Origin of the sequence: Streptomyces sp. NPDC093071 (assembly GCF_044754545.1) — a bacterium.
GTDB lineage: Bacteria > Actinomycetota > Actinomycetes > Streptomycetales > Streptomycetaceae > Streptomyces.
The window spans coordinates 1220169-1236055 of sequence record NZ_JBIVPH010000002.1 but is presented as its reverse complement, the minus strand read 5'-3'; the positions used below and the strand labels follow the sequence as shown (position 1 = coordinate 1236055).

At 76.7% G+C, this 15887-nt stretch carries 13 protein-coding genes; 6 read left to right on the top strand and 7 right to left on the bottom strand.

Annotated elements, in window-relative coordinates:
* Positions 1-9: 9 nt before the first annotated feature.
* The 4 genes from ACIQD7_RS11075 to ACIQD7_RS11060 all read right to left on the bottom strand — a co-directional run bounded on the left by ACIQD7_RS11075 (position 10) and on the right by ACIQD7_RS11060 (position 4367).
* The gene (locus ACIQD7_RS11075; protein WP_402441330.1) at positions 10-768 is read right to left on the bottom strand and encodes an anti-sigma factor domain-containing protein; all 759 of its coding nucleotides are present in this window, start codon (positions 766-768) and stop codon (positions 10-12) included.
* On the bottom strand, positions 765-1355 hold the full coding sequence (locus ACIQD7_RS11070; protein ID WP_402441329.1) for a sigma-70 family RNA polymerase sigma factor: 591 nt from the start codon (positions 1353-1355) through the stop codon (positions 765-767). The genes ACIQD7_RS11075 and ACIQD7_RS11070 overlap by 4 nt, the downstream gene beginning before the upstream one ends.
* An 81-nt stretch (positions 1356-1436) precedes the next feature.
* Complete coding sequence (locus ACIQD7_RS11065) at positions 1437-3569, bottom strand: MMPL family transporter (RefSeq protein WP_402441328.1); 2133 nt, start codon at positions 3567-3569, stop codon at positions 1437-1439.
* A gap of 306 nt (positions 3570-3875) precedes the next feature.
* Positions 3876-4367: a MarR family winged helix-turn-helix transcriptional regulator gene (locus tag ACIQD7_RS11060; protein ID WP_402441327.1), complete on the bottom strand. Its 492-nt coding sequence runs from the start codon at positions 4365-4367 to the stop codon at positions 3876-3878.
* A 138-nt stretch (positions 4368-4505) separates the two neighbouring features.
* On the opposite strand from ACIQD7_RS11060, the gene ACIQD7_RS11055 reads away from it, so the two are divergent.
* The 4 genes from ACIQD7_RS11055 (at position 4506) to ACIQD7_RS11040 (ending at position 9867) form a co-directional block, all read left to right on the top strand.
* Positions 4506-6128: an SDR family oxidoreductase gene (locus tag ACIQD7_RS11055; RefSeq protein ID WP_402441326.1), complete on the top strand. Its 1623-nt coding sequence runs from the start codon at positions 4506-4508 to the stop codon at positions 6126-6128.
* Positions 6129-6569: 441 nt separating this feature from the next.
* Positions 6570-7943, top strand: a complete 1374-nt coding sequence (locus tag ACIQD7_RS11050) for a cryptochrome/photolyase family protein (RefSeq protein WP_402441325.1) — start codon at positions 6570-6572, stop codon at positions 7941-7943.
* 163 nt (positions 7944-8106) lie between these two features.
* Positions 8107-8781 carry a sigma-70 family RNA polymerase sigma factor gene (locus tag ACIQD7_RS11045; protein WP_402441324.1) on the top strand — a complete coding sequence of 225 codons (675 nt, stop codon included), beginning with the start codon at positions 8107-8109 and terminating at the stop codon, positions 8779-8781.
* Between the two features lie 429 nt (positions 8782-9210).
* Positions 9211-9867, top strand: a complete 657-nt coding sequence (locus ACIQD7_RS11040; protein WP_121833039.1) for an alpha/beta hydrolase — start codon at positions 9211-9213, stop codon at positions 9865-9867.
* A 27-nt stretch (positions 9868-9894) separates the two neighbouring features.
* Here the strand turns inward: ACIQD7_RS11040 and ACIQD7_RS11035 are convergent, their stop codons facing one another.
* Both ACIQD7_RS11035 and ACIQD7_RS11030 read right to left on the bottom strand, forming a co-directional pair.
* Positions 9895-11208, bottom strand: coding sequence for a MerR family transcriptional regulator (locus ACIQD7_RS11035; protein ID WP_402441323.1), 1314 nt, complete (start codon positions 11206-11208; stop codon positions 9895-9897).
* A gap of 38 nt (positions 11209-11246) precedes the next feature.
* Positions 11247-11978: an adenosylcobinamide amidohydrolase gene (locus ACIQD7_RS11030; RefSeq protein WP_402441322.1), complete on the bottom strand. Its 732-nt coding sequence runs from the start codon at positions 11976-11978 to the stop codon at positions 11247-11249.
* 226 nt (positions 11979-12204) lie between these two features.
* Between ACIQD7_RS11030 and ACIQD7_RS11025 the strand changes: the two genes are divergently transcribed.
* Positions 12205-12858, top strand: coding sequence for a fasciclin domain-containing protein (locus ACIQD7_RS11025; protein ID WP_402441321.1), 654 nt, complete (start codon positions 12205-12207; stop codon positions 12856-12858).
* Positions 12859-13132: 274 nt separating this feature from the next.
* Positions 13133-15124, top strand: coding sequence for a hypothetical protein (locus ACIQD7_RS11020; protein WP_402441320.1), 1992 nt, complete (start codon positions 13133-13135; stop codon positions 15122-15124).
* A 20-nt stretch (positions 15125-15144) separates the two neighbouring features.
* Here ACIQD7_RS11020 and ACIQD7_RS11015 read toward each other — a convergent pair whose 3' ends face one another.
* A complete protein-coding gene (locus ACIQD7_RS11015; RefSeq protein ID WP_402441319.1) occupies positions 15145-15663 on the bottom strand; it encodes a helix-turn-helix domain-containing protein in 519 nt (172 codons plus the stop codon).
* Between the last annotated feature and the right edge of the window lie 224 nt (positions 15664-15887).

Below are 15887 nucleotides of genomic sequence, written 5' to 3'. Positions count from 1 at the left end.
CCCGCCTCCTCAGGCCGCCGGCATCGCCATCGTCGCCACCGGGTCCGAGGTCGGGCGGGGCGAACCGCCCTCCGGCTCCACGGTGATGCCGATGCCGGCCGAGCGGTTCGCCGGCCCCTCCAGGAGGACCGTCGAGGTCGCCGCGTCCGGCGTCATCAGACCGGCCGGCCGCATCGTCCCGGAGTCGTCGTACCAGAGCTGGTAGACCTTCCCGGGCGGCGGCGCGGGCATCCCCGCCGCCGCGAACACCGCCCGGTCCAGGGACGGCGAGTGGACCAGGGTGCCCACCGCGCCGTCCGCGAGCCGGGCCGTGGAGACCCGGGCGTCCGGCGCGGCGAGGACGGCCGCCACGGCCTCCGCCCGCTCCTCCGCGACGGCCGCGCGGCGATCGGCCTCCTCCGCGCGCCCGTACTGCCATCCGGCGATCCCGCCGAGCGCCACCAGACCGGCCAGTGAGGCGGCCAGCGCCCAGCGGGGCAGCCGCCGCAGACCCCGCGGGCCCCCTCCCGAGCGGCCCACGGGCCGGGTGGCGGGCGGCAGTTGGCGCACGTCCGTGATCCGGCGGAGCACCTCGGCGCGCAGGGCCGGGTCGACCGGCGCGGCGGCGGCGAGGCCCAGGCGCACGGTCGTCTCGGACAGCTCGCGGACCTCGTGCGCGCACGGGGCGCACTGGGTGAGGTGTCGCTCGACGGCCTCCCGCTCCTCGTCCGTCTCCAGGGCGTCGAGGACATAGGCGCCGGTCAGCGTGTGCAGTTCGTCGGTGGTCACGCCGTCACCCCCAGGCAGTCGCGGAGCCGGATGAGCCCGTCGCGCATCCGGGTCTTCACGGTCCCCAGCGGGAGCGAGAGCAGCTCCGCGACCTCACGATAGGTCAGACCGCGGTAGTAGGCGAGGGTGACGGACTGGCGCTGGCGTTCGGTGAGACCGCGCAGACAGCGCCGTACCCGCTCGCGGTCCAGCCGGTTCTCCACCTCCTCGGTCACCTCGTCGTACGCGGGACTGTGGTCCAGCAGCGCGACCCGCCGGGCGCGGTCCGAGGCGGCCTGCTCGGAGCGCACCCGGTCCACGGCCCGGCGGTGGGCGAGGGTCAGCGCCCAGTTCAGGACGGAGCCCCGGTCCGGCCGGTAGCGGGCGGCGGAGCGCCAGAGGTCGACCATCACCTCCTGCGTCACCTCCTCGGACTGCGCGGGGTCGCGCAGCACCGAGCGGACCACGCCCAGGACGGGACCGGAGACCCGGTCGAAGACGCCGGCGAAGGCGTCCTGGTCCCCGCGGGCCACCCGGACCATCAGCTCCGGCAGCCCGTCGCTCCGGTCCGGGGCCGGAACGCCTCCGACGCGTGCGTGCTCTCTCATCCGCCTGTGCCCTCCTGGGTGTCCTCGGGTGCGCCCCTCCTGGGGGTCTTCGGAGCGGGCGCCCCGGGGGATTGGTCCGGTCTACGCGTGGTCCGGAGCGCTCACCCCCTCCTTCGGGAGGCGGCTCAGCGCGCCCGGCCACCACGCCTTCGGGCCGAGGTCCCGGACGAGCGCCGGGACGAGGAGCGAGCGGACCACCAGGGTGTCGAGCAGGACGCCGAAGGCCACGATGAACGCGATCTGCACGAGGAACGCCAGCGGGATCACGCCGAGCGCGGCGAAGGTCGCCGCGAGCACCACGCCCGCCGAGGTGATCACGCCGCCGGTCGCGGTCAGACCGATGCGGACGCCCTCGCGCACCCCGTGGCGCAGCGACTCCTCGCGGACCCGGGACATCAGGAAGATGTTGTAGTCGACCCCGAGCGCCACCAGGAAGACGAAGCCGTACAGCGGCACCGAGGAGTCCGTGCCGGTGAAGCCGAAGACGTGCTCGAAGACGAGCGCCGAGACGCCCAGGGTGGCGGCGAAGTTGAGCGCCACCGTGGCGACGAGCAGCAGCGGCAGCACGAGCGAGCGCAGCAGCGCCACCAGGATCACCAGGATGATCGCCAGGACCACCGGCACGATGAGCGCGCGGTCCCGGGCGGCGGTCCGCTGGGTGTCGTACTGCTGCGCCGTCGAGCCGCCGACCAGGGCGTCCGCCCCGGGGACCGCGTGCACGGCGGTACGGAGCCGGGCGAGCGTCTCGCGCGCCGCGTCGCTGTCGGCGGCGTCGGCGAGGGTGGCGTCGATCCGGACCCGGCCGTCGACCACGAGCGGCTTCCCGGGGGCCGGGCGGCCCGTCGCGTCCACCGGGAACGCCGAGTCGACGCCCTCGACGTCCCCGGCCGCGGCGGCCACGCGGGTCGCGGCCCCGGCGTCGGCGATGATCACGGCGGGGTTGCCCGCGCCGCCGGGGAAGTGGCGGCCGAGGGTCTCCTGCGCGGCGACGGACGGCGCGTCGTTCACGAAGATCTCGTCGAAGGGGACGCCCCGGGAGTTCAGCGCGGGCGCGAAGGCGGCGCAGGCCAGGAGGCCGGCGAGGGTGATCGCCCACACCTTGCGGGGCGCGCGGTCGACCACGTCGGCGATGCGGTGCCAGACGGCCTGACCGCCCTTCGCGGCCGTGCCGTCCGCGCCCTCGGGGAGCGTCTTCGGACGGGCCGGCCAGTACGCGGCGCGGCCCGTGAGGACCAGGGCCGCCGGGAGGAAGGTGAGCGCGCTGAGCACGGCGCAGACGATGCCGATGGCGCCGACCGGACCGAGCGCCCGGTTGTTGGACAGGTCGCTGGCGAGCAGCGCGATCAGCGCGAGGGCGACCGTGGCGGCGCTGGCGACGATCGGCTCGAAGGAGCGGCGCAGGGCCTTGCGCATGGCGGCGAAGCGGTCGGCGCCGGGGGCGGTGAGCTCCTCCCGGTAGCGGGCGGCGAGCAGCAGCGCGTAGTCGGTCGCGGCGCCGATCACCAGGATGGACAGGATGCCCTGCACCTGGCCGTCCACCCTGACCAGGTCGGCGTCGGCGAGCACGTACACGACCGCGCAGGCCAGACCGAGGGCGAACACCGCGCCCACGATGATCATCAGGGGCAGCAGGACGCTGCGGTAGACGACGAGCAGGATCAGCAGCACCGCGATCAGGGCGACGCCGAGCAGCAGGCCGTCGATGCCGGAGAAGGCGCCGGAGAGGTCGGCCTGGGTGGCGGCGGGGCCCGCGAGCCACACGGTCGTCCCGGGCACTGCGGCCGCCGCCTTCCGCACCGATGCGAGCGTGTCCGGCAGGGCGTCGCCGAGGTCGGGCCGGAGCGGGACGACGGCCCGCAGCGCCTCCCCGTCCTCGGAGGCCAGGGCGGGGGAGGGGGGCCCGGCGATCCCCGGGCGGCCGGAGAGGGAGGCGAGGGCCCGGGTGGCGTCGGCGGCCGTACCGGGGGAGAGGGCTCCGCCGTCCTTCGCCGTCCACACCACGATCGCGGGCACGGACTCCGAGGTCCGGAAGGCCTTCTGCGCCTCGATGACCTTGGTGGACTCGGCGCTGCGGGGCAGGAAGGCCGCCTGGTCGTTGGTGGCGACCTCGCCGAGCCGGCCGGCGAAGGGGCCGAGCCCGCCGCCGACGGCGAGCCAGACGAGGAGGAGGACCAGGGGGACGAGGAAGCGGGTCCGGCGCGGGGCGCTGGGCATCGGGTCTCCGAACTATGACTTGACCGTTAAGTATCTCAATGGTTGAGAGAAGTGTGTATCACGCCGGGAAGGGCCGGACCCCCGGGTACCCGGAAAGGACGATCGGATGCCAGGGAACACCGCGTACGAGTGCTCTCGTGGGGGCTTCGGGCGGGGCGGGGCGGGCGGATGCACCCGTTCGGAGTACTCGCTCGTTCGGAGTGCCCGCGTATTCGCTCGTACGGGATGTCCGTTCGCGTCGGGTGCTCGTTCGCCGGGGCGCCCGGTCGTCTCGCGCGACGCGTCCGCCTCAGTGGCGCATCCGCCTCAGCGACGCGGCACGCGCAGGGCGCCCAGTTCGTTGTTCAGGACGTTCAGGAAGCGCAGGGCCACCGCGAGTTCGTCGTCGTCGAACCGGTCCCGCGCCCGGGCCGTCGCCTCCGCGAGCGGCAGGAAGTACCGCCGGGCCGCCGCCCGCGCCCCGTCCTCGTAGTGCACGTGCACCAGGCGGCGGTCGGCGCTCTCCCGGGACCTGCGGATGTGCCCGGCCCGCTCCAGCCGATCCAGGCAGGCCGTCACCGCGCCGGAGGTGAGCCCGAGGTGTTCGCGCAGCCGCCCCGGCGTCAGCGGCTCGGGGCTGTCCAGGACGACGGCGAGCGCCTGCACGTCCGTGGGGTGCAGCCCCTGCGCCTGCGCGAAGCCGTGCACGAGCCGGTTGATCTCGCCCTGCGTCCGCCGCAGCGCGACGGCGAAACTGTGCAGGTCACCGACGGCGCCCGGAGGGGCGGCGGGAACGTCTCGGTCTTCTTCGCGGGCCACGCGTTCAGCCTATAGACCCCGCCCTCCCGCATCCGTCCGGGCCGCGACGGAAGAAGACCGGGAGAAGAATCGACGTGGGACCCGTTCCGCGCGGGCCCCGGCACGCCCATCCCCGGGACGGAACGGAGCACCCCCGCCATGGCGACGCACCCCAGCGCCACGCCCGACCCGACACCGGACGGACCGCCCGTCGAAGGCCCGCCCGGTTCCGGTTCCGGTCTCTGTCTCGTGACCGGGGCCGGCGGCTACATCGGCGGCCGGCTCGTGCCCGAGCTGCTCGACGCCGGCCACCGGGTGCGCTGTCTGGCCCGCACCCCCGCCAACCTCCGCGACTACCCCTGGGCGGGCCGGGCCGAGGTCGTCAAGGGCGACGTCACCGACGCGGCGAGCCTGCGGCCCGCGTTCGAGGGCGTGGAGGTGGCCTACTACCTGGTGCACTCCCTCGGGGCCGGCCGCGACTTCGAGGAGACGGACCGGCGCGCGGCCCGGACCTTCGCCGAGGAGGCCCGCGCCGCCGGCGTCCGCCGCATCGTCTACCTGGGCGGCCTCACCCCGAAGGACGTGCCCGAGGGCGAACTCTCCCCGCACCTGCGCTCCCGCGCCGAGGTCGGACGCATCCTGCTCGACTCCGGCGTCCCCACCACCGTGCTGCGGGCCGCCGTCGTCATCGGCTCCGGCTCCGCCTCCTTCGAGATGCTCCGCTACCTCACCGAGCGGCTCCCCGTGATGCTGACCCCCAGCTGGGTCAGGACCCACGTCCAGCCCATCGCCGTGCGCGACGTGCTGCGCTACCTCGTCGGCAGCGCGACCATGCCCCCGGACGTCAACCGGACCTTCGACGTCGGCGGCCCGGACGTCCTCACGTACCGCGACATGATGATCAAGTACGCGGCGGTCGCCGGTCTGCCCAAGCGCCTCATCGTGTCCGTGCCGATGCTCACCCCGGGCCTGTCCAGCCACTGGATCGGCCTGGTCACGCCCGTCCCCGCCGGCCTGGCCCGGCCGCTCGCGGAGTCGCTGCGGTACGAGGTGGTCTGCGCCGAGCACGACATCGCGGAGTACGTCCCCGATCCGCCCGGCGCCCCGATCTCCTTCGACCGGGCCCTCGCCCTCGCCCTCCAGCGGGTCCAGGAGGCCAAGGTCACCACCCGGTGGTCCTCCGCCTCGCTGCCCGGAGCGCCCAGCGACCCGCTGCCCACCGACCCCGACTGGGCCGGCGGCAGCCTCTACGTCGACGAACGCGAACGGACCGTCGACGCCCCGCCGGAGACCCTCTGGAAGGTCGTCGAGGGCATCGGCGGCGAGAACGGCTGGTACTCCTTCCCGCTGGCCTGGGCCGTCCGCGGCTGGCTCGACCGGCTCGTCGGCGGCGTGGGCCTGCGCCGGGGCCGCCGCGACGCCCAGCGGCTCCGGGTCGGCGACGCGCTCGACTTCTGGCGGGTCGAGGAGATCGAACGGGGGAGCCTGCTCCAGCTGCGCGCCGAGATGCGGCTCCCCGGGCTCGCCTGGCTGGAGATGCGCTCCGAACGGGACGAGCGGGGGCGGACCCGCTACCGCCAGCGCGCCCTGTTCCACCCGCGCGGACTCGCCGGACAGCTGTACTGGTGGAGCGTCGCGCCCTTCCACGCCGTGGTCTTCGGCGGCATGGCGAGGAACATCGCCCGCACGGCGGAACGGGCGGCCGACGCGTCCCCGAAGGGTGCGAATACGGGCGCGGACGCGTCGACGGCCCGCGCCGGGGACGTACCGCCCCGGAGCTGAGTCCTGCCGCTCCGGGGCCCGAGCCCCACCGCCCGGGGCCGGGACCCGCCGTGTGCGGGGGACCTCCTGTCCCCGGGCCTGGGGCCACCGCATTTCCGGGCGCCGTACTGGACTTGGGACCCGCCGTGTACCGGAAACCCGCTCCGGAGACCCGTCGCATTCCGGGGCGCCGTCCCGGACCCGAGACCCCGCCCCGCTCCAGCCCTGGCGCCACCGCCTCCCGGAGGCGCCCGCCCGCACGTACGGCACCGTCATTCCCGCCCGCCCCGCATCCACGCACCCGCCATCGGGAGAAAAAGGGCGGCACGGCCCTCCTGCGGACACGTCCCACCGGAGGGCACGGCCCCACCGAGGGAACAGCCGCACCACAGCCGCAGTCCACCGGGCGCCCGGCCCCCAGGGGCCGCCCGACCCGGTGGCCGAACCCCAGGAACAGGCGCCATGACCGTCTCCGTCGTCCTCTTCACCTCCGATCTCCGGGTGCACGACCACCCGCCCCTGCGCGCCGCCGTGGACGCGGCGGACGAGGTCGTCCCGCTGTTCGTCCGGGACCCCGCCGTCGACCGGGCCGGATTCGCCGCGCCGAACCGGCTCGCCTTCCTCGCCGACTGCCTGGCCGACCTGGACACCGGGCTGCGGCGGCGCGGCGGGCGGCTCGTCGTGCGCACGGGCGACACCGTGGCCGAGGTGTGCGGAACGGTGCGGCGGTCCGAGGCCGACGAGGTCCACATGGCCGCCGGGTACTCGGCCTTCGCCCGCGCCCGGGAGGAACGGCTGCGGCAGGCCCTGGAGGAGGACGGCCGCCGCCTCTACGTCCACGACGCCGTGACCACCGCCGTACCGCCCGGCGACGTCACCCCGCAGGCCTCCGACCACTTCGCGGTCTTCACCCCGTACTTCCGGCGCTGGTCGGGCGAGCCGCTCCGGTCGCCCCTCGCGGCCCCCCGGGCGGTACGGGTCCCGGACGGCCTGCGCTCCGACGAACTGCCCGCGCGCTCCTCCGTGCCGGGCGTCTCCGAGGGCCTGGCGAAGGGCGGCGAGGAGGCGGGCCGCCGCAGGCTCGGCGCCTGGCTGTCCCGGCACGCCGACGCCTACGAGACCGGCCACGACGACCTCGCGGGCGACACCACCTCGCGCCTCTCCCCGTACCTCCACTTCGGCGCGGTCTCGGCCACCGAGGCCGTCCACCGGGCGCGGGCGCGCGGCGGCCCGGGCACCGAGGCCTTTGTACGGCAGCTGTGCTGGCGGGACTTCCACCAGCAGATGCTCGCCGCGCGGCCCGCGGCGGCCGTCGAGGACTACCGGCCCCGGCACGACCGCTGGCGGCGGGGCGCGGAGGCCGAGGCGGACCTGCGGGCCTGGCGGGAGGGCCGGACCGGCTACCCCGTGGTGGACGCGGCCCTGCGCCAACTCGCCCACGAGGGCTGGATGCACAACCGGGGCCGGCTGCTCACCGCCTCCTTCCTCACCAAGACGCTCTACCTCGACTGGCGGGAGGGCGCCCGGCACTTCCTGAGCCTCCTCGTGGACGGCGACGTCGCCGAGAACCAGCTCAACTGGCAGTGGGTGGCGGGGACGGGCGCCGACACCCGGCCCAACAAGGTCCTCAACCCCGTGCTCCAGGGCAGGCGTTACGACCCCGACGGCGCCTACGTACGCCGCTGGGTCCCCGAACTCGCCGCCCTGTCCGGCGCGTCGGTCCACGAGCCCTGGAAGCACAAGGACCGGGACCGGGTCGCGGGCGACTACCCCGAACCGCTCGTCGGCCTCGCCGAGGGCACCGCCCGCTTCCGGCACGGCAGGGGTCTGGAGTAGGGCGGGAGGGACGCGAGACGGGAGGGGCGGGAGGGTGAAACGGGAAGCGCTGCGCCGGGAGGGGAGAGACGATGCACAAACGATGCGAGTTGTTCCGCTCCGCTCCCCGGCCGGAGGCTGAGGGAGCCGGGGGCACGGAGCCCCAGCGAGGAGGAGCTTCGCCATGAACGCAGCCCGTACGGCCGTCCTCGGCCCCGCCCCCGCCCACGAACCGATTGCCTCGCCCCACCCCGCGGACCCCCGGAGGGACGGGGAGGCGGACCTTCCCCTCGGCCTCTCCGACGCCGAGGTCGGCCAGGGGCTCGTCCGGGGCGACGAGCGCTGCCTCGCCCTCGCCCACCACCGCTGGGCACGCCTCGTGCACACCCTGGCCTCCCGCGCCCTGGGCGACCCGCGCGAGGCCGAGGACGTCACCCAGCAGGTCTTCCTCGCCGCCTGGCGCGGCCGCGCCGGATACCGTCCCGAGCGCGGCTCCGTACCCGCCTGGCTCGTCGGCATCACCCGGCGGAAGATCGCCGACGCCCTCACCGCCCGCACCCGCCGGCTCGACCTGGTCGCCGCCGCCGGAGCGGCCCTGCCCCCGTCCGACGGCACCGGCGAGGGCCCCGACCACGTCCTCGACCGGATCGTGGTCACCCGCGAACTCGCCCGCCTGCCGCGCGTCCAGCGCGACGTCCTGGCCCTCGCGTTCTTCGGGGACCTGACGCAGACGCAGATCGCCCACCGGACGGGCCTGCCCCTCGGCACGGTCAAGAGCCACGCGCGCCGGGGCCTCCAGCGGATGCGCCGCAGCCTCGCCGTCGCCGAAGCGTCCACCGGCCGGGCGGCCACGGCCTGACCCCGGGCCCTGCCCGACCCAGGCCCCGCCTGATCCCGGCCACGGCCTGACCTCGGGCCCTGCCCGACCCCGGGCACCACCTGAATCCGGCTACCGCCTGAACCCGGCCACCGCCTGACCCCAGGCCCGGCGACCTGACGTTCTCCGCCCCGCGCGAGCCCCGTACGAGCCCCGCGCGCCCGGCGCCCGGACCGCTCCGGGGCCCTCCCGTCCGGTGGGGCCCGTATCTGACAACCCGTGGGACCTGGCAGACTGCGGGCCTCACGGTCGTCTCCCCCTCGTCATGAGCGGACCGCTCATCCGGGGAAGCGGCAAGCGACTCCTGGAGGCCCCCATGGCACAGCGGCCCGGACACGCGGCCCACGAGGCCCGCGCGAGCGGTCCCTCCCCCCGGCCGGCGCGCCGCCGCGCGGGCGGGACGGCCGCGCGGTGAACGTCTGCCGTACCCGGCGCGCCGAGACCGGCGCCCTCCTCGTCCGCAGCGCCCCCGCCGCTCCCGCCACCCCCACCGCCGCCGTCCTGCTGCTCCACGGCGGCCGCGCCGACGGGCCCGAGCCACCGCCCGCCCTCAACCTCCCCGCGCTGCGGATGCGCCCCTTCGCCGCCGCCGTGACCCGTGCCGTCCGGGGCCGCGGCGTCCTCGTCGCCGAGGTCCGCTACCGCCACCGCGGCTGGAACGGGGCGCGCGCCGACGCCGCCAAGGACGCCGAGACCGCCCTGAACGACCTCCGGGAGCGGATCGGGTCCGTGCCCGTCGTGCTCCTCGGCCACTCCATGGGCGGCCGCGCCGCGCTCCGCGCCGCCGGCGACCCCGCCGTGCGCGGGGTCGTCGCCCTCGCGCCCTGGTGCCCGTCCGGCGAGCCCGTCGAGCACCTCGGCGGGCGGCGCCTCTACCTGCTCCACGACGAGACCGACCGGGTCACCTCCGCCCGCGAGTCCTGGGACTTCGTCCGCAGGGCCAGGGCGGCGGGAGCCGACGCGGTCGGCATCCCGATGCGGATCGGCGGCCACGCCATGCTCCGGGGCGCGGACCTCTGGCACCGCCGGGCGGCCGAGCTCACGGCGGCGCTGCTGTCGCACGGCTGAGACCGCCGGTTCCCGTCCCGCGCCCGGTCACACCGGGAGGGCGGCCCGTACCCCCGCGTGGTGGGAGAGCGCGTCGAGCGCCTCCCGCAGGCCGCCCGGGCGCAGCGTCCCCGGTTCCGGCCTCCGGCCCGCCCAGCCGGGACCGGCCAGGAGCATCAGCGGACGCGTCCGCGCCCCCTTCACGCCGAACGAGCTCCCGGCGACGTGCCGGGCGAGGGCGTGGTTCGCGGTGGAGCGCGCCTGCGACCAGAGCACGACCGCGGCCGGGCCCATGCGCCGCACGGCGGCGTCGAGCGCCTCGGCGGGAACGGCCGCGCCGAACATCCGGGTCGGCAGGCCCCGTTCGGAGAGCCCCGCCGCCAGCGCCTCCAGCGGCAGGGTGTGCTGCTCGCCGGGCACACAGGCCAGGAGCACCGGCGGTACGGAGGCCACGGAGCCGTGTCCTGCGGGCACGACCTGCCGGAGCGCGGTCGACACGTGCCAGGACAGCAGGTGCTCCACCTCGACGTAACGGTCCCCGGACGACTCCCACTTGCGCCCCACGGCGTGCAGGGTGGGGGCCATCACCTCCTCCCAGGCGGTGACGAGCCCGTGGTCCGCGACGGCCTCCCGGAGCAGGGCGTCCAGGGCGGGGCTGTCGAGCCGCACGGCGGCCCGCGCGAGCCCCCGGCACTCCCTCCGTACGTCACCGAGCGGAAGCCCGTTGCCGGACCCGGGCTGCCGCTGCCGGGCGGGCCTCGCCCCGTCCACCGGCCGCGACCGCCCGTCCGGGGCGTCCGGGGTACGGGGCCGGGCGTCCGGCTCCTCGTCCCGGTGGTCCTCCGGCCCCGGGGAACGGACGGGACCGGCCGCTTCGGAACGATCCGGCTCCGGACCCCCACGACGGCCCGGGTACGGCTCCGTGGCCCGGCCCCGCGTCTCCGGAGCCGTACGACCGGGGTCCGCGCCGGGACCCGTACTGGAACCCGTACCGGGACCCATTTCGGAAGCCGCGCCGGAGCCCGTCTCGGGGGCCGGGCCGGAGCCCGCGTTGGAAGCCGTTCCTGAGCCCGGTTCGAGACCCGCGCCCGGGCCGAGACCCGCGCCCGGATCCGCGCCCTCCGTCCTGCTCGCCCGCGCGATCCGCGCCGCCTCCGCCGGAGGGGCGCCCGAGGCCGTCAGCCGGCACATCTCCTCCAGCATCGCGACGTCCTCCGGGGCCCACCGCCGGTGCCGCCCGTCCTCGCGGGCGGCGGGCCCGATCCCGTACCGCCGGTCCCACGAGCGCAGGGTGGTCGGGGACACCCCGAGGCGCCGCGCCATCGCCCCGGTGGTGATCCCGTACGTCGCCGAGTCGTTCATACGGCCAGGTTACGACGCACGAACGATGCGAGTGCGCCTCAGACGGCGGAACCGGTGCGCTCGGCGGCCAGCAGGCCCGCGCAGGCCTCCCGGGTCGCCCGGTGCACGGCCCGGGCGAGCCGCGCGCCCCAGAGCGAGCGGGGTCCCGCGAAGGATTCGGCGAGCGGCCCGTCCCCGTCCCCTCCGGGGGAGGGCGCGGCCACGCAGACGGCGTCCGTCGGGGTGCCGGAGGCGTCGGCGCCCAGCTCGACCAGGGCCTGCGTCTTCGCCTCGGTGGCGGTGGCCACCGCGTTCACGAGGGCCGCGTCCGTCAGGGGCACGGGCAGCGACACGATGATGTTGATCGTCCCGGGGCGCGGGACCGCGACCCCGCCGACCCCCGGAGCGGCGGCCCAGCCCCGCACCCCGATCCCGGCCGTGACCACCGCGTGCGCGCCGCCGTCCACCGCGTGGCGCCGGTCCGCGACCGAGGCCGCCGTCATGAGGCCCACGCCCTCGCCCGCGAGCCCCGCGCCCGAGGCGAGTTCGCGGAGGTGGGCGACGGGGTCGAGCCGGTCGTAACCGGGCGGCACCTGGGCGTTGACCACCCACTCCCGCTCCCCGATGCCCCCGCCGAGCACCGCGCTCGACACCATCCGCACGCCCGGCCCCGGGGCCCAGACGAGGAGGGGCCACGCGCGCCCCCGTTCCGTGTGGCCGAGAAGGACGGCGTCGGCGAGGGACGGGTGGGCGGCGAGGGAAGGGCGGGCGGGGAGGGTCCGGGGAAGCACCCCACACCCTAACGCGCGGCCTTTTCTCACTCGAACGGGTGAAAGCCGCCTTCGGACCCATCCGGTCGGCGCCCGGTTCCGAATCACCCGTGACAGCAGGGCCGGAAGCGACCGATTCGCCGCGGACGGCCCGGACGCGCCACCGCGCTCCCCGCAAGGGAGGCGGTGCCGTCTCCTCATACACGTGCGCAGTCCTCTACGCATCCGGACCAAAGAGGTTCCTCCCATGACCACTTCCCGCATCCGCCGCGTCGCCGTCGCCGTGGCCGCCGCGGCCGTACTGCCCTTCTCCCTGGCCGCCTGCTCGGACTCCGGAAAGAACGAGGCGTCAGGGTCCGGTGCCCAGGCCTCCAGCGCGCCGGCGCAGGAAACCTCCTCGGCCCCCGCCGACTCGGACATGACGCCCGACGGTCCCTTCGGCCCGGCCTGTGCCGGCGTGCCGAAGGAGGGCGCCGGTTCCTTCGACGGCATGGCGAAGGACCCCGTCGCCACGGCCGCCTCGAACAACCCGGCCCTGTCCACCCTGGTGACCGCCGTCAAGCAGGCGGGCCTGGTCGACACCCTCAACAACGCCCAGAACATCACCGTGTTCGCGCCCACCAACGACGCCTTCGCGAAGATCCCGAAGGCCGACCTGGACAAGGTCCTCGCCGACAAGGAGATGCTCACCAAGATCCTCACGTACCACGTGGTGGGCCAGAAGCTGACCCCGAAGCAGCTGGAGAACGGCACCTTCGAGACCCTCCAGAAGAGCACCCTGACCACGAAGGGCTCCGGCGAGGAGTACACGGTCAACGACTCCTCGAAGGTCGTCTGCGGCAACGTCCCGACGGCCAACGCGACCGTCTACATCGTCGACACCGTCCTCATGCCCAAGTAGGCGCCCCACGCGCGCGTGGAACCTGCGGCGGGGCGGCCGCGGGACGGACCGAACGGGATCGGTCCCCACGCGCGCGGTACGGCGGGGCATCCGCAGGGCACTCACACGCGGGACCACCGGACTTGGGGCCGGTGGTCCCGTCGCCCTGTCTTCCTTCGTCCCCTCCTGCCCTGCCCTGCCTCGCCGTTCGCTCCCGCCCGCCGGGCCGTCACCGAAGGCGTGGACCCGCCACGGGGGTGGAGTGACGCGGGCCCGCCACACTCGTTTGCCGGTCATGCCGTCCCGTCACGCCACCCCCGGCTCCTCGATATCCGCCCACCGCCCGGCCCGCGAGGCCGCCGAGGCCGCGCTCGTCGAGCACTACCCCGCGCTCGTACGGCTCGCCTACCTCGTCCTGCCGCCCGCGCTCGGCCGCCACCGCCGCGTCCTCGCCGCCCACGCCCTCGTCCAGAACTCCCTGGCCGAGGCGGCCGGTCGGGCGAGATCCGGGACCTCCCGGACCGGGACGCCGCCCGCCGGGGCCGCCCTGCCAGGACAGCGTTCCGGCGAGCGCCCCGCGCACGCGTGGCTGCGGGCGACCGTCGTCCGCGCCGCGCTCCGCCCGCCGCGCCGCTTCGGGCCCCCGTTCCCCCTCGTCCTCGGCCTGCGGCTCTTCCCCCGGGCCGGAGGGACCGACGAACTCGCCCTCGACCGGGCCCTGGCCGAGGCCGCCCCCGCCACCCGGGCCGCGCTCGCTCTGCGGACGCTCGAAGGCCTCCCCGCCGACGCGACCGCCCGGCTCCTCGCCTCGGCCGGCGTCGCGGACCCCGCCGCCGCCCTCCGCGCCGCCGAACGGATCGGCGCGGCGTCCGGCACCGACGTCGAGACGCTCCTCCGCAGCGCCGAGTTCGACCCGTGCACCGTCCACACCCGCCCCACCGACCTCCTGCGCCGCCGCCGGCACACCCGGCTCGCCGCCCTCGCCGGCGCGCTGCTGCTCGTCACGGCGGGCGCCGCCGTCACCGCCGGGATCCGCGTCGGTACGGAACCGGAACCGGTCGCCTCCCCGGTCGCCCCCACCCGGGCGCTCGACCCCACCGCCCTCCTCCGCACGCCCGCCGACCGCTGGGCCGACACCGGCCGCGTCGACCTCACCGCCTGGCCCGCACGCGGCGCCGGGACGGGGGACACGGCCCTGCTCCGGCGGGCCCTGGACACCTGGGCCCGGGGCCCCGGGGACGGCGTCCGGCGGACCGCCACCCCGGGCACGCCCGTCTCGCCGCCCGCCGAACCGCCCCGGCTCCTCTTCGCGGGCACGGTCGACGGCGCGGGCGTGGTGCTCCTGTACGACGGAGCCAGGCTGGCCCGGTACGCCGAACCCCGCGACGGACGCGGGCCCGCCGCCCTCGACCTCGCGCGGGCCGACGACGCCGACGTCACCACCGGCGCCGCCGTGGTCCTCGCCCGCACCCCCGGACGGGCGCGGTACCTCCTCGCGCCCTGGATCGCCGAGGCGGCGGTACGGGACCTCGGCGCGCCCGGCACCGCGGCCCGCCCCCTGGACGTCACCCCGGACGGCGTGACCGGCCCCGTCCCGTACGACATCCCGTCCACCGCGGGGGCCCCGGGGCGTGCGCCCGGCGCGTGCGCGGGCGTGACCGCGCTCCAGCTGCGCTCCTCGTCCCTGATCGTCGAGGACCACGCCTTCCTCCTCGCGGACCTCGGGGAACTCGCCCCGGCGCACCTCACGTGGACGCCCCCGCCGGGCGCGGGCGCCCCGGCCCGCGCGCCCCGCGAGGCGACCGGCGCACGCGGGCTCGCGGCCTGGGCGCGCTCGGCCTGCTCCCTGGCGGCGCTGCACGGCGCCGGGGTCCGGTCGGCCAACCGCTGGGAGTACGCCGAGCAGACCCTGCCCGAGCGGGCGGGCCGGGCCCGGTGGGTCTGCTCCCGCGTGGACACCTGGGAGGGGAGCGGCCGGGCGGCCGTCTCCTTCGAGGCCCCGGGCGGCGGCGCGCCCCGGCCCGTGGCGGAGCTCCCGGACACGGCTGCCTGCGGCCGCTTCGGCCAGCACGTCCTCGCGGGCACGTACTGGACGGCCCGCTCGGGCACGCGCTACCTGCTCGCGGCGGGCAGCCGCCGGCTGACCGGCGTCACCGCCGGGGGAGCGGTCACCGCCACCGCGCGCGGCCCGTTCCTGACGGCCAGGGCCACCGGGGAAGGCCCGGTGCGCCTCACGGGCCGGCTTTCCGACGGCTCCGCCCTCGCGGGACTCACCGGCCTCCCGTAGGGGTCCGGTCGCCGGCCGCGTCAGGGTTCCAGGACCTCCACGTGGTCGGCGACCGCCACCACCAGGACGCGCGCGCCGGGGCCGACGGTCCGCCAGCGGTGGCGCACCCCGCCGGACATCAGCAGCGTGTCCCCGCGCCCGAGCCGGTGGACCCTGCCCTCCGCCTCCACCTCCACCGCGCCGTCCGCGACGTACAGCAACTCGTCGTTGCGGTGCAGGAACTCGCGGTCCGCGTCGTGCTCGCCGGTGAACTCCAGACCGTGCACCTGATGGCGGCCCCGGACCACCGGGCGCACCCGCGCGCCGTCCCGCAGACCGCTGTCGTCGCCCGCGCGGACGACGTCCACCGTGCGGGTCTCGTCCGACGCGGCGAGCAGCCGGACGGCGGTCGTGTCGAGCGCGTCGGCGATCCGCTGGAGCGACCGCATACTCGGGCGGGCCCGGTCGTTCTCGATCTGGCTGAGGAAGGGCGAGGAGAGCCCGCTGCGCTCCGCCACGTCGGCCAGGGTCAGGTCGAGCGACCGCCGCCGCCGCCGCACGGCCGCTCCCACGCGCGGCGGACCGGCCTCCTTCCCCTCCCGGCCCCCGTCTGCCGAGCCCTCCGGCCCTCCACCGCGTGACACGCCCGCCGTCGCTCCGGGCCCCCGGCCGCCCGGCGCGCCCGCCTCCCCGGCCGTTCCCCGGCTCCCGCCAGGGGACGCGCCCGCCGAGGCCTCCGCCCCTTCGCCACGCGGCACGTACCCCGCCGCTCCCGGCCCTCCGC